At 69.1% G+C, this 13857-nt stretch carries 10 protein-coding genes; 1 reads left to right on the plus strand and 9 read right to left on the minus strand.

Going from position 1 to position 13857, the window contains the following annotated elements; all coding sequences use genetic code 11:
• Positions 1 to 36: 36 nt before the first annotated feature.
• Positions 37 to 921, plus strand: a complete 885-nt coding sequence (locus BLS95_RS37220; RefSeq protein ID WP_090942781.1) for a sulfotransferase family protein — start codon at positions 37 to 39, stop codon at positions 919 to 921.
• Here the strand turns inward: BLS95_RS37220 and BLS95_RS37225 are convergent.
• The 9 genes from BLS95_RS37225 to BLS95_RS37265 all read right to left on the minus strand — a co-directional run bounded on the left by BLS95_RS37225 (position 893) and on the right by BLS95_RS37265 (position 12653).
• Complete coding sequence (locus BLS95_RS37225) at positions 893 to 2779, minus strand: ABC transporter ATP-binding protein (protein ID WP_090942784.1); 1887 nt, start codon at positions 2777 to 2779, stop codon at positions 893 to 895. The genes BLS95_RS37220 and BLS95_RS37225 overlap by 29 nt on opposite strands.
• A 185-nt stretch (positions 2780 to 2964) precedes the next feature.
• Positions 2965 to 3780: an enoyl-CoA hydratase/isomerase family protein gene (locus tag BLS95_RS37230; protein WP_245765507.1), complete on the minus strand. Its 816-nt coding sequence runs from the start codon at positions 3778 to 3780 to the stop codon at positions 2965 to 2967.
• A gap of 166 nt (positions 3781 to 3946) precedes the next feature.
• Complete coding sequence (locus tag BLS95_RS37235) at positions 3947 to 4162, minus strand: helix-turn-helix domain-containing protein (protein ID WP_020547488.1); 216 nt, start codon at positions 4160 to 4162, stop codon at positions 3947 to 3949.
• Positions 4163 to 4275: 113 nt separating this feature from the next.
• Entirely contained in the window at positions 4276 to 5874 is a 1599-nt protein-coding gene (locus BLS95_RS37240; protein ID WP_090942789.1) for an ABC-F family ATP-binding cassette domain-containing protein, read from the minus strand.
• Positions 5875 to 5986: 112 nt separating this feature from the next.
• Positions 5987 to 8581: an exo-rhamnogalacturonan lyase family protein gene (locus tag BLS95_RS37245; protein ID WP_090942792.1), complete on the minus strand. Its 2595-nt coding sequence runs from the start codon at positions 8579 to 8581 to the stop codon at positions 5987 to 5989.
• A 15-nt stretch (positions 8582 to 8596) separates the two neighbouring features.
• Positions 8597 to 9505, minus strand: a complete 909-nt coding sequence (locus BLS95_RS37250) for a carbohydrate ABC transporter permease (RefSeq protein ID WP_090942795.1) — start codon at positions 9503 to 9505, stop codon at positions 8597 to 8599.
• Positions 9506 to 9516: 11 nt separating this feature from the next.
• Entirely contained in the window at positions 9517 to 10494 is a 978-nt protein-coding gene (locus BLS95_RS37255; protein ID WP_090942798.1) for an ABC transporter permease, read from the minus strand.
• 57 nt (positions 10495 to 10551) lie between these two features.
• Positions 10552 to 12066: an extracellular solute-binding protein gene (locus BLS95_RS37260; protein WP_245765508.1), complete on the minus strand. Its 1515-nt coding sequence runs from the start codon at positions 12064 to 12066 to the stop codon at positions 10552 to 10554.
• Positions 12067 to 12098: 32 nt separating this feature from the next.
• On the minus strand, positions 12099 to 12653 hold the full coding sequence (locus tag BLS95_RS37265) for a YesL family protein (RefSeq protein WP_090942802.1): 555 nt from the start codon (positions 12651 to 12653) through the stop codon (positions 12099 to 12101).
• Between the last annotated feature and the right edge of the window lie 1204 nt (positions 12654 to 13857).

Consider the following 13857-nt stretch of genomic DNA (forward strand, 5'->3'; position numbering starts at 1 on the left):
CTTCACGTGGCAAACGGTGTCACACTTACCTCTCGTATGCGACTTCCGCCTCACATCCTCGTGGTCAACGGCATTAAGGTCCGCCGGCCGGTCTTCCTGGTCGGAGCGCCGCATTCCGGCACGGACCTGCTGGCCCGCGCCCTGAAACGGTCTCCAGGCTTCCACGTGACGATGGGCCGCGCGAGCGTGGCGCACGTGGTCTACGCCTTCGCCAGAAAACCGTCCATCGGCCGTACGTCCGGCGCCGTCCGCGTCATGCGGGACGCGCTGGCCGAGTCCTGGCAGGTGCTGCCCCGCTCCTGCGGGGAGTGCGCGGAGCCCTGCCGGGAGGCGGGCGGCGTCACCGGCACCGGCCCGTGCGTGGCGGCGACCGACATCACCCGGTTCGGCGACGGCAGCCCCGACCTCCTCTACAGCGTGCCCGTGCTGCTGCAGGCGTTCCCGGACGCCCGGTTCATCCAGCTCATCCGCGACGGCAGGGACGTGGCGGCCGACATGCTGGACGATCCCGCGTGCCTGGCCTGGTTCAAGCCGGCGATGCTGTCGGACCAGACCGAGTTCCCCAACGCGTTCCTGGGCGTCAACAAGGACGAGCACCTCGACCGGTGGAAGGGCATGCCGGCGGCGGGCAAGTGCGCCCTGCGCTGGCGCAGCGCCGTACGCCAGAGCGCCGAGCTGCGCCGGACGCTGCCCGGGGAGCAGCTGCTCACGCTGCGCTACGAGGATCTCGTGCTCAAGCCCGCCCAGGCGGTGGCCACGCTGGCGGAGTATCTGGACACGCGCGTGTCCAAGGTCGTCATGTACGGCACGGACGTCCCCAGGGCCGGCGCCTGGCGGTCCCGGCTCCGGCGCGGCGACCTGGAGCTGGTGGAGAAGGTCGCCCGCGAGGAGCTCATGCGGCTGGGCTATCTGAAGACGTGAACTGGGTGCGGTAGAGCTCGGCGTAGAGCCCGCCGCGCGCCAGCAGGTCCTCGTGCCGGCCGCGCTCGGCGATCCGCCCGTCGTGCACGACGAGGATCTCGTCGGCCTCCCTGATCGTCGACAGCCGGTGCGCGATGACCAGCGAGGTGCGGCCCTTGAGCGCGGTCTTCAGCGCCACCTGCACCGCCGCCTCGGACTCGGAGTCGAGGTGGGCCGTGGCCTCGTCGAGCACGACCACGCGCGGCGCCTTGAGCAGCAGCCGGGCCAGTGCCAGGCGCTGCTTCTCGCCGCCGGACAGCCGGTAGCCGCGGTCGCCGACGACCGTCTCCAGCCCGTCGGGCAGGCTCTCCACGAGATCACCGATCTGCGCGGCCCTGAGAGCCTCCCAGATCTCCTCGTCGGTGGCCCCGGGCCTGGCATAGCGGAGGTTGGCCCCGATCGTGTCATGGAAGAGATGGGCGTCCTGCATGACCACGCCCACGGTGTCGCGCAGCGAGTCGAGGGTGGCCTCCCGCACGTCGAGCCCGTTGATCCGGACGGCGCCCTCGTTGACGTCGTAGAGGCGGGAGACCAGGGAGGTGATCGTCGTCTTGCCCGCGCCGGAGTGGCCGACCAGGGCGATGAGCCGGCCGGGCGCGGCCGTGAACGAGACGCCCTCGAGCACCTGGTGGGAGGGGCCGGTGTCCTGACGGGCCACCGACTCCAGGGAGGCCAGCGAGACCTCCTCGGCGGCCGGGTAGCGGAAGGTCACGTCGTCGAACTCGATCGTCACCGGCCCGGCGGGCACCGGCACCGCGTCCGGCTTCTGCGCCACCATGGGCCGCAGGTCGAGGATCTCGAAGACCCGGTCGAAGCTCACGAGCGCCGTCATGACGTCCACGTGCACGTTGGACAGCGACGTGAGGGGGCCGTAGAGGCGCATGAGCAGCGCGGCCAGGGCCACCAGCGTGCCCAGCTCGAAGGCGCCGGAGACGGCCAGGACGCCGCCGATGCCGTAGACCAGCGCGGTGGCCAGCGCCGCCACCAGGCCGAGCGCGACCCGGAACACGGTGCCGTACATGCCGACGGTGACGCCGACGTCCCGCACCCTGGCGGCCCGGCGGCCGAACACCTCGGCGTCGTCCTCCGGGCGGCCGTACAGCTTGGCGACCATGGCGCCGGCGACGTTGAACCGCTCGGTGGTGACCGAGCTCATCTCGGCGTCGAGCTGCATCTGCTCACGGGTCAGCGCCGACATGCGGCGGCCGACGTATTTGGCGGGCACGACGAAGATCGGCAGCAGCACCAGCGCGACCAGCGTCACCTGCCACGACAGCACCAGCATCGCGCCCAGCACCAGGATCAGGCTGACCACGTTGCTCACCACGGACGACAGCGTGCTGGTCAGCGCCCGCTGGGCGCCGATCACGTCGGTGTTGAGCCGGCTGACCAGGGCGCCGGTCTGGGCCCGCATGAAGAACGCCACCGGCATGCGCTGCACGTGGTCGAACACCTCGGTGCGCAGGTCGTAGATCAGCCCCTCGCCGATGCGCGCGGAGAACCACCGCTGCACCAGCGTCAGCCCGGCGTCCACCACCGCCAGCGCGGCGATCGTCACCGCCAGCGCGACCACGACGCCCGGCCGCCGGGCCAGGATGCCGTCGTCGATGACCGCCTTCATCAGCAGCGGGTTGGCGATCACGATCACCGCGCCCACCACCACGAGCCCCAGGAAGGCCGCGATCTGCTTGGTGTACGGCCGGGCGTAGCGGGCGATCCGCCGCGCGATGCCGGGCCGCAGCCGCTGTTTGGTGACGGAGCCGTCGCGCCGCAACGAGGTCCAGACCTGGGGCCCGAAGCCCCCTCCCATCATCGTCATACGGGGGATCCCTCCTACTCCCCCGGAGACAGCGCCACCAGGGCGCGCGGTGATTCCCGGCTCAGCTCACCGCGAAACCCGCGGCCGTCCGCCTCTCGCCGTCCGCCTCTCAGGGCGCACACCTGGAACCCTTCCCCGAACGCCCCGCCGCACACGACCGCCCCGGGGCGGTCCTGAGCCCGCGATCAGCCGAAGAGGGCCTTGATCCGGGCCGCCTGTTCGCTCCTCTCGGCCGCACTCTGCTCCTCCAGGGTGCGTGCCTGCGCTCCCTGGAGGAGCCGCTTGGTCGCGATGGCCGCCTCCCGGTTGGTGGACAGCAGCTCCGCGACCTTGTCCTGTACAGCTTGGTCCAGGTCGCCCCCGGCGACCACTTTCTCCGCGAGGCCGATGCGCATGGCCTCGTCCGCGTGCACGGTCCTGGCGGTCAGGCAGATGTCGATCGCCTTGGCCAGGCCCACCAGATCGACCAGGGGCTTGGTCCCCGTCAGGTCGGGCACCAGGCCCAGTGCGGGCTCTTTCATACAGAACGAAACATCTTCGGCCACGATCCGCAGGTCGCAGGCGAGCGCGAGTTGGAATCCCGCGCCGATCGCGTGGCCCCGCACCACGGCGATGGAGACGATCTCCGGTCGTCGCAGCCACAGGAAGCCCGCTTGGAACTGCCTGACGCGCTGCTCGATGCCGGCTTCGCCGCTCTTGGCCGCCGAACTGAACGAGCCCTGTCCGGGCACCCCATCAGATGTGAACATGTGCAGGTCGATCCCTGCCGAGAAGGACGGTCCCTCACCTTTCACGACGACGACGCGCACCTGCTCGGGCAGGCTCTCGCCGATGCGAGCCAGTCCGGACCATGTCGCGAACGTCATCGCGTTGCGCTTTTCCGGCCGGTCCAGCGTGATCGTCGCTATCTCACCGTCCACCTCGAAGCGAACTCCGCTCTCCGCCATGGCGGAGCCGTCGTCCGTATACCCCCCGCGCTGTCGCGCCTGTGCTTCCGCCATCGTCCGATCCTCCAGTCCTGCCCGTCGGCTCGCCGAAGCGCGCGCGGTCGCGCGGCCATCGGCGTGCTGACTGTCGCGCCCGAGCCTACAGAAGATGGTTCTGGCACGGGCGCGACGTCGGCTGACTAGGGACGGGCGGCTGCGGTCGCACGTTCCGAGGCGGCCGTCAGCGCTTGGACTTGCCTCGGGTCGCCCCGCCGCGCCCACGCAGAGTCACACCGGACTCGCTGAGGATGCGGTGGATGAACCCGTAAGACCGACCGGTCGAAGCGGCCAGGGCGCGGATGCTTTCGCCCGCGGCGTAGCGCTTCTTGAGATCGCCGGCCAGTTTTTCCCGGTCGGCCCCGGTGACCCGGGTGCCCTTCTTCAGTGTCTCGGCCACGAGTACCTCCTGTAGTGCCGGACTTCCGCAGCGTTACTCCGCCATGATCAGTCATTTCAGCGGGATCGGCTACCTACTCCACGGGAAAAGATCCGTACCCACTCAAATTAAGATCAGGCAAGTGCCACAAGATCGGAAAATTCGTCGCTCCATGCGTCTTCAGTTCCGTCAGGTAGCAAGATCACCCTATCCGGTGACAGGGCGTCAACGGCACCCTCGTCATGTGTGACTAGGACGATTGCTCCTGAATACGACCTCAGAGCATTGAGAACCTGCTCGCGACTGACCGGGTCGAGGTTGTTCGTGGGCTCGTCGAGAAGCAGCACATTGGCGCTCGAAAGCACCAGGATCGCGAGCGCCAGCCGGGTCTTCTCGCCACCCGACAGCACCCCCGCGGGCTTGTCCACGTCGTCACCCGTGAACAGGAACGATCCGAGCACCTTGCGCAGCTCCGTGTCGGTGAACTCGCCGCCGGCCGAGCGCATGTTCTCCAGCAGGGTGCGGCCCGGGTCGAGGGTCTCGTGCTCCTGCGCGTAGTAACCGATCTTGAGGCCGTGTCCGGGCCGCAGCTCGCCGGTGTCGGGCTTCTCCAGCCCGCCGAGCAGACGCAGCAGCGTGGTCTTGCCGGCGCCGTTGAGACCGAGGATGACGACCCTGTGACCTCGGTCGATGGCCACGTCGACGTCGGTGAAAACCTCAAGGGAGCCGTAGGACTTCGACAGGCCCGCGGCCATGAGCGGGGTGCGCCCGCACGGCTGCGGCTCGGGGAAGCGCAGCCGCGCCACCTTGTCGCTCTGGCGCTCCTCCTCGGTGCCGGCCAGCAGCCGGTGCGCGCGCCTCATCATGTCCTGCGCGGCCTTGGCCTTGGTGGCCTTGGCCCGCATCTTGTCGGCCTGCGCGAGCAGCGCGCCCGCCTGCTTCTCGGCGTTGGCGCGCTCGCGCTTCCTGCGCTTCTCGTCGGTCTCGCGCTGGGCCAGGTATGCCGTCCAGCCCACGTTGTAGTGGTCGATCATGGCCCGGTTGGCGTCGAGGTGCAGGACCTTGTTGACCGTGGCTTCAAGAAGGCCGACGTCGTGGCTGATGATCACCAAGCCACCTTGATGAGATCGCAAAAAATCGCGAAGCCACCCGATTGAGTCCGCATCTAGGTGGTTTGTCGGCTCGTCGAGAAGGAGAGTTTCCGCTCCGCTGAAAAGAATTCGCGCCAATTCGACGCGCCTGCGCTGGCCCCCGGAAAGCGTTTGCAACGGCTGTGACAGGACACGATCCGGCAGCCCGAGACTGGAGGCGATGGAGGCGGCCTCGGACTCGGCCGCGTAACCGCCGAGCACGTGCATCTGGTCCTCCAGCCGGCCGTACTGCCTGACGGCCTTCTCCCGGGTGCGCTCGTCGGCGGAGGACATGCCCCGCTCGGCCTCGCGGAGCCGTCGCAGGACCTCGTCGAGCCCCCGGGCGGACAGGATGCGGTCGCGGGCCAGCACCTGGAGGTCGCCGGTGCGCGGATCCTGGGGCAGGTAGCCGACGGCGCCCGAGGTGGTGACGGTGCCGGCGGCGGGCAGCCCTTCACCGGCCAGCACCTTGGTCAGGGTCGTCTTGCCCGCGCCGTTGCGGCCGACAAGCCCGATCTTGTCGCCCGGGTTGACCCGGAACGAGGCTTTCTCGATGAGCAGGCGCGCACCCGCGCGCAGCTCGATGTCAGTGGCGATGATCATGATGGCGAAACACTCCCGAGCTAGGAAACGAGGGTTGGGGCGTGCGACGCCGATCAATCGGGAGTAGGCATACCGGTCAGTGTAGGGCCCCTGCCGGGGGCCCCACCTCTGCTTAATACTCCGTCAGGTGCTTGCCGATCAGGGCCAGGTTGTGGATGGCGGCGAGCGCGTACTGCGAGGCCGTGTTGGTGCTCACGAACGGCGCCTCCCGCACGGGGGAAAGGACGGTCGGCCCGTCGACCAGGGTGACCTCCCAGTCGTCCCGCCTGCGCTGCAACGGGTTGCGGTTTCGCTGGTCGCCCTCGTCGAGGTAGAACTTCCGCCACGCCCAGGCGGCCAGTTCGGCGTCCTCCAGCCGCACGGCCGCGTACGCGGTGAGCCGGCTGTGCGCCTGCACCAGCGAGATGCCGGTCAGCCGCTGCCCCACCTCCGCCTCCTGCTGCTCGGGGGTGGCGAGGTAGAGCCGGCAGTAGTCCAGCCACGCCCGCTCGAAGCCGGGCACGTCCAGCCCCAGCCCGATGAGCTCGGCGCACATCTCCGGCAGCCCGAACAACGACGACAGGTGCGAGATGGAGATGTCGTCCCTGGTGGTGTCGAAGCGCCCGGTGGCCAGGTCGAGCCGGGCCGAGCCGGTCAGGAAGCCGTGCGGCAGCGCCCCGATGCCGGCCATCGTGCCCAGCAGCCGGTCCTTGGCCCGCTCGTCGCCGTGCCGTTCCCAGCGGGTCAGCCAGGCCGCCGCGAGCGCGCCCCAGTCGGTGCCGAGCCCGATCGACAGCGCCGACGGGTCGGGGGTGTAGCCATCCTCGCGCACCTTGCGCTGCGGGTCGACGACCAGGAACGTCTCCTCGGGCACGCTCAGCTCGTCCATCAGGTCGCCGGTGCGCTCGTCGGCCGTCAGGAAGTAGTAGAAGCGCCGGTAGGCGGCGTTGGAGATGCGCACCTGCTTGCAGCTGCACCCCCAGTGCTGCACGTTGTGCCGGCTGCCCAGGCCCTTCCACCTGCCCAGGTGGTAGACGTCGACCTCGCCGGTGTGGCGGGTCATCGCCTCGGCGAAGCGGAAGACGTCCGACCGGCCGGTGCGCAGGTACTGCAGCCACAGCCACAGGTCGGGCGACAACTCGGAGTTGTCCCAGGCGTAACCGCCGATGTCGTAGCGCCAGGTGTGGCGGTCGGGGTCATAGGTGTGCATCACGTCGCCGTAGTCCCAGAACCCGTACCAGCGGCGTTGCTCGCGCTCGCGTACGTAGTGCTCGAACAGGAAGTCCAGGCGGTCCTCGATCTTGGCGTGCGCGGGGGTGGAGCGGTCGGGCAGGCCCCACACGCCGAACACGCCGGCCTCCAGCACCCGCTCGGGGGTCACGGCCAGCAGGCCCGGCCGGTTCATGGCGGCCGCGTGCGCCGCCAGGTCGGCGGGCGGGGGCGTGGCGTCGTGGGCGCGCAGGGTCAGCTCGTGCGTACGCGCCACGCCGTGCGGGTCGCCGAACCCCGGCTCGTAGTCCTCGTAGGTGATCTCCAGGGCGTCGAGCTGCTGCTCGAAGGTCTCCTGGCCCAGGCCGTCGTGGTAGAAGCGCAGGTCCATGGCCGGCGCGGAGGGCGACCAGAGCCAGACGGTCACGGTGGCGAGGTCGGTGGCCGCGTTCCTGATGTCCAGGCGGGTGGGGTGCAGGCGCCAGAAGTCGCGCAGGCCGAAGCCGAGGCCGCCGCTCACGCCGCCGACGTAGCCGTACCCGGCCGAGCGGGTGCCGGCCGGGACGGTCACCCAGGAGTGGCCCTCGGCGGTGCGCTTGCGCAGCGTGAAGCCGTCGGCGGAGCTCTGGTCGAGGGTGTAGTCGTTCCAGGTGGGGATGTAGCGCAACCGGTCGCCGACCTCCGGGTGCAGCTCGCCGGCCGGCCTGCCCTCGATCTGCGCGCGGCGCGCGGCCTCGCCGGGGTCCTGGCGCAGGCCGGTCAGCCCGCGTACCGCCTCAGTGAAAAAGCCGGTCGTGCCGCCCTCGGGCCCGGCCAGCCGTACGTGCCGGTCGTGCGGCTCGTCGCGCATGACGACGTCGGCGCGCAGGCCGAGCCCGGCCAGGAAGTCTCGCTCGACGTCGCCGTCCCAGACGAACGTGTGCATGACGCGCACGTCCTCGGCTCCGGCGTAGAAGTACAGGCGCACGGAGAACGGCAGCCAGTCGCCGTGCCGGCCCTCCAGCCGCACCACCGCGCGCACGGGCCCGTCCTGCTCCACGGTGACCCGCTCGACCATGCCCGTGGCCCGCTCGCGCGGCACTCCGCCGCCCTCGTCCGGGGTGGGCTCGCTCTGGCGCAGGCTGACCAGGCGGACGTCCCTGGCGATCTCGCGGCTCCCGCGCGAGATCGAGCGGGCCAGCGTGCCGCCCCGCTCCTCGATCGTCCAGGTGACCACGCCTGTGCCGACCCGCAGCAGGCCGTCCGCGCGCTCGACGGTGACCCGGGGCCCGGCGGCCGGCTCGCGCCCGGGTTCGAGCAGGTACGACTCCGCCGGGTCGTGCGCGCCCATGGCGTGGGCCGTCCACTTGACCGAGCCGTCCGGCCAGGTCGCGGTCACCCAGCTCTGCACCGGCACCTCACGCCCGCCGGCCTCGGCCAGCGCGAACGCCGCGTCCCGGGCGGCCGTGCCGCGCGGCCACGGGACTCCCCAGGTCACCCCCTGATCTACCGGCCGGTCCAGCCAGCGCAGTACGGTCATGTGAGCTCCTTCGTGTCATTCCTTGACGCCGCCGATCAGCACGCCCTTGGAGAAGTGCTTCTGCAGGAAGGGATAGAAGAACAGGATCGGCAGCGTCGCGATCACCACGACCGCGAACTTGAGTCCCTGTTCCGGCGGCACCCAGGTCCGGTCCATCTGGGACAGGGCGCTGGCGGCGTCGGTCTGGGTGAGCTGGCGTACCAGGACCTGCAGCGTCCATTTCTGCGGGTCGCTGATGTAGAGCAGCGGGGACATGTAGTCGTTCCAGATCCCGACGGCGTAGAACAGCGAGAACGTGGCGATGATCGGCTTGGACAGCGGCAGCACGATCCTGAAGAAGACGCCCATCTCGTTGCAGCCGTCGATGCGCGCCGCCTCCTCGATGGCCTGCGGCAGCTCCTGGAAGAAGCTCTTGACGATGATCAGGTAGAACGGGTTGATCGCCAGCGGCAGGATCAGCGCCCAGTAGCTGTCGAGCAGTCCCAGGTCGCGCACCACGAGGTAGGTGGGGATCATGCCGCCGGAGAAGACCAACGTGAAGATCACCAGGTTGAGGACCAGCACCCGGCCCGGCAGATACCGCTTGGCCAGCGGGTAGGCCATGGTGAAGGTCAGCAGTACCTGCACGACCATGCCCACCGCCGTCACCACGACGGTCGTCAGCAGGGCGCGCAGGAAGGCGTCGGTGGCGAAGATGTAGGCGTAGGACTCGGTGACGAACCTCTCCGGCCACAGGAAGAACGGCCGCGAGGAGATCTCCGCCTCGCCCGCGAAGGATCCGGCCAGCACGTAGAGCAGCGGCAGGACCGTGATCAGCGCCAGGCCGGCGAGGACGACGACGTTGAGCGTGTCGAAGACGCGGCTGCCGAGCGAGCCGTGGTGGTCGACGACCGCCTGCTTCTTCGTCGTGGTGATGGTCGGCATGCGATGGTCCCTTAGAACAGTCCACGCTGGCCCAGGCGCTTGGCCAGCCAGTTGGAGCCGAAGATCAGCAGGACGCCGGCCACGCCCTTGAACAGGCCGACGGCGGTGGAGTAGCTGATCGCGCCCTGCGTGATGCCGGTGTAGTAGACGTAGGTGTCGAACACGTCGGCGACCGAGCGGTTCAGCGAGGTGGTCATGAGCCAGATCTGCTCGAAGCCGGAGTCGAGCAGGTTTCCGGAGGAGAGGATGGCCATGACGACGACCGTGGGACGGATGGCGGGCAGGGTGACGTGCCAGAGCTGCCGAAAGCGTCCGGCGCCGTCCATGCGGGCGGCCTCGTACAGGTTCGGGTCCACCCCGGCCAGGGCGGCCAGGTAGATGATCGTGCCCCAGCCGGTCTGCTTCCACAGTTGTTGCAGGATGACCAGCGGCCGGAACCACTCCTCCTGCGCCATGTAGTCGATCTTCGCGGTGTCGCCCAGCAGGTCGCGCATCCAGCCGGACAGCACCCCGAAGTCCGCCGCGAACAGCAGGTACGTCAGCGACGCCACGATCGTCCAGGACAGGAAGTGCGGGATGTAGATCAGCGACTGGACCGAGCGCTTGAGCACGTTGAGCCGCAGCTCGTTCAGCAGCAGCGCGACGACGATCGGCGCGGGGAAGACGATGAGGATGTGCAGCAGCGCCAGGAACAGGGTGTTGAACATCAGCCGGCCGAAGTCGGGGCCGGAGAACAGCTCCTGGAAGTGCTTGAACCCGACCCAGGGGCTGCCCGAGTAGCCGAGGAACGGCAGGAAGTCCTGGAAGGCGATCGTCACGCCGTACATCGGCAGGTACTTGAAGAGCGCGAAGTAGACGAGGCCCGGGATGAGCATCAGGTAGAGCCAGCGGTAGCGCAGCAGCGCGGCGCGCAGCGGCACCTTGCCGGCTCCCCGCTTGGCCTTGGGCGCCGCCTTCGTGGGAGGAGGCGGCACCAGGTCGGTCGCCACAGCGGCCTCCTTTCGTGCGAGGGGCCCGGGGATGCCTCCCGGGCCCCTCGGAACGGGTTACTTAGGAAGCTTGGCGACCAGGTCGTTGACCTCGGCGGTGACCTGCGTGCCACCGCTGTCGTACCAGCGCTTGATCTCGCCCTTCAGCTGGTCCTCCGTCATCTCCCCCGACAGGAACTTGATCCGGGCGTCCGGGATGATCGTGTCGATCTGCGCGCCCTTGGCCACGGCGGTGGGCGAGATGACCGGCAGCGCCGGGTTGTGGACGGCCGTCTTGAGGTCCTCGGCCATCAGCTCGTTCTGCAGCTTGATCATGTCCTTGTACGGCTGGCCGGACGGCGTACGCGGGAGCGCGATGCCGCCGATGTCGGTGTCTCCCTTGAAGCCGAGCTGGACGAAGGCGTCATCGGCGTTGTCCTGGATGGTCCTGATCGCGGGGTCGGTCTCGTTGATCAGCGACGCGGTGTTGTCCACGACCTGGTAGTTGCGGCCCTCGATGCCGTTCATGACCAGGTTCTGGCCCTCCACCGTGCCCAGCTTGTCCAGGGTCTTCAGCACGTTGTCGAGGTCCTGCTCGGTCGGCACGCTCTGCCGGGAGATGGCCAGGACGTCGAGGTAGCCGGTGAACGGGAGCGAGAACTTCTGCCCGTCGGAGCGCTTGAGGTTGCCGACCATGGCGACCTTGTCGCCGTAGTCCTTGTCCCCCTCGTCCCTGAACAGGTCGAGCACCTGCCGCGAGCGCACGTTAACGTCGATGATCATGCCGCCCCTGCCCTGGTGGAACGGCTCGTTCCACTTGGCGGAGTCGAGGGTGGCGAAGTCCGGGTTGACCATGCCCCCGTCGACCATCTTCTTGAGGAACCTGTTGGCCTCCAGGAACTCGGGGGTGTCGAACCCGGGCACGAGCTTGCCGTTGCGCATGCCCCACCCGTTCGGGGCGCCGAACCAGGTCTCAAGGGTGTCGTACGGGCTGGAGCTGGCGTAGTTGCCCGGCCACTTCGGGATGATCAGCCCGTACGTGTCGTTCTTGCCGTTGCCGTCGGGGTCCTTCTCGGTGAACGCCTTGGCGATGTCGTAGAAGTCGTCCACCGTCTCGGGCGGCTTCAGGCCGAGCTTGTCGAGCCAATCCTTGCGGATCACTATCGCCGAACGCAGCGCGGGCCGCATCCGGTAGATGCCGTAGATCTTGCCGTTGACGGAGGCGTTGAGCGCGGTGCGCTCGTCCATCGGCTTGAGGTTCGGATACTTATCCAGTTTGTCGGTCAAATCCCAGAAAGCACCGGCCTGTGCCGCCCGGACGAACGCCGGCAGTTTCGGGTCCACCCCCATGACCTGCGGGAGCTTGTCCGAGGCGAGCGTCACGTTGAGCTTGTCGGTGTACTGGGCGTTGGGCACCCAGGTGACCTGGAGCTTCTTGCCGAGGAACTTCTCGACGGCCTGCTGCAGCTCGCCCTTGGGATCGGGCGCGGTGCCGAACAGCTTGGCCATGATGGTCAGCGTGTTGGGGTCGGCGGCGGGCGCGCTACCGCCCGCGCAGGCCGAGGCGGTGAGAGCAGCCGTTATCGTTAACATCCCGGCGATGAGGCGCCGGCGACGGGATGCACTCATGAGTCCCCTTTCGAGTGCAGGCGCGCCTCGTTCTCCTGGAAGAAGCGCAGGCACAGCCACGTGTTGAGGTGGATCCAGGCACCGAAGCTGATCACCGGCGCGAGGACGGGCGCCGCCGAGGTCGCGTAGACGATGGCCGAGAGCGGCAGCAGCAACAGCACGGTCGAGGCCGGGCGCAGCAGCGCCAGCTGGGACGCCTTGGGCCAGTAGGCCCACAGCGGCAGGTCGTAGTGCGCGTGGAGCGGGCCGACGTAGGCCCCTACGGCGGCCAGGAGGAGCAGCGCCACGAAGGTGGCGATCCGCAGGGCTCCCATGTCCGGCCCGAGAGCGGAGAAGTACAGGTAGTTCCCGACCAGCACGACGGCGACCGCCGCCGCCGGAAGGACCAGTAACGACGCCCGGACGAACTCCCGCCGGTAGACGGTCCAGAATTCGCGCCAAGCCTGAAACGTTTCATTACGAGCATGCCGCCGGGCCAGCGTATACGCGGCCACGGTGGCTGGCCCGAGCCCGAGCACCACTCCCCCGGCGAGGGTGAAGAGGATCCACATGACATTCAGCCGAACCGCCCAGACAAGCTCTGAGCAGGCAGCTTGAATCCTGATCGACATGGCGGGCTGGTTCATCCGGCACCACTTTCTGGTGGCACGTATCCGGATATGGGGGTGATGTGTCGCACCGTGGTTCCTGCTCCGTTACAAGCTAGTGAACGGCGGTTGGTGCGAAATTAGTGTTGAATCGACTCAAAGTCAATGACGAGGCCCCGCAGATTTCCCCAGCATTCCAGCCAGCTTTCACCGGGACCCAACCTCACCCACGCTCGCGACTGCGACACCCCCGAACGCCCCCAGAGCACCAGAACCACACCGAACACGCCCCCTCACACGCGCTGGACGTGCCCCCGCACACACCCGCAGGCCCCGACCGGACCCCCACCCACACGAAGGCCCAGAGCGAACGCGCTGCCCGTACGCGGAGGCCCCGACCAGACGCGCCACCCACACGCACACCAAGATCCAGGCTCCCCCCTTGGCGCGCCGCGTCGGCGAGAAGATGTGCGGCGGGGCCCGGCGCAACGCGGACGGCACCCAGCACAGACACCCCCCTCACACCACGAGCACGCCTCGGAGCGACACCGAGACCCCCGACCGGACACGCCCACACACCCGGAGTCCCCGACCAGACGCGCCACCCACACGCACACCAAGGCCCAGGAGCGCACGCGCCACCCACACGCACGCAAAGGCCCCGACCAGACGCGCCGCCCGCACACACACGAAGATCCAGGACCCCCCTTGGCGCGCCGCGTCGGCGAGAAGATGTGCGGCGGGGCCCGGCGCAACGCGGACAGCGCCCAGCACAGACACCCCCTCACACCACGAGCACGGCTCGGAGCGACACCGAGGCCCCCGACCGGACACGCCCACACACGCGGAGTCCCGGAGCGGACGCGCCACCCACACGCACACTGGACGCGCCCGCCCACACACACTCGGAGGCCCCGACCAGACGCGCCGCCCGCACACACACGAAGGCCCAGGAGCAGACGCGCCACCCACACGCACACGGACGCCGGAGCGAACGCGCCAGCACACGCACGCGCAGGCCCGGACCGGATGCGCCGCCTGCACGCACACCAAGATCCAGGACCCCCCTTGGCGCGCCGCGTCGGCGAGAAGGTGTGCGGCGGGGCCCGGCGCAACGCGGACGGCGCCCAGCACGGGCACCCCTCTCACAGCACGAGCACGGCATCGG

The organism is Nonomuraea jiangxiensis (assembly GCF_900099965.1).
GTDB lineage: Bacteria > Actinomycetota > Actinomycetes > Streptosporangiales > Streptosporangiaceae > Nonomuraea > Nonomuraea jiangxiensis.

What these genes read in the sequence shown, in the direction of transcription:
- BLS95_RS37220 (WP_090942781.1), top strand. Translation starts at nt 37, where the DNA reads ATGCGACTTCCGCCTCACATCCTCGTGGTCAACGGCATTAAGGTCCGC.
- BLS95_RS37225 (WP_090942784.1), bottom strand. Translation starts at nt 2,779, where the DNA reads ATGACGATGATGGGAGGGGGCTTCGGGCCCCAGGTCTGGACCTCGTTG.
- BLS95_RS37230 (WP_245765507.1), bottom strand. Translation starts at nt 3,780, where the DNA reads ATGGCGGAAGCACAGGCGCGACAGCGCGGGGGGTATACGGACGACGGC.
- BLS95_RS37240 (WP_090942789.1), bottom strand. Translation starts at nt 5,874, where the DNA reads ATGATCATCGCCACTGACATCGAGCTGCGCGCGGGTGCGCGCCTGCTC.
- BLS95_RS37245 (WP_090942792.1), bottom strand. Translation starts at nt 8,581, where the DNA reads ATGACCGTACTGCGCTGGCTGGACCGGCCGGTAGATCAGGGGGTGACC.
- BLS95_RS37250 (WP_090942795.1), bottom strand. Translation starts at nt 9,505, where the DNA reads ATGCCGACCATCACCACGACGAAGAAGCAGGCGGTCGTCGACCACCAC.
- BLS95_RS37260 (WP_245765508.1), bottom strand. Translation starts at nt 12,066, where the DNA reads ATGTTAACGATAACGGCTGCTCTCACCGCCTCGGCCTGCGCGGGCGGT.
- BLS95_RS37265 (WP_090942802.1), bottom strand. Translation starts at nt 12,653, where the DNA reads ATGTGGATCCTCTTCACCCTCGCCGGGGGAGTGGTGCTCGGGCTCGGG.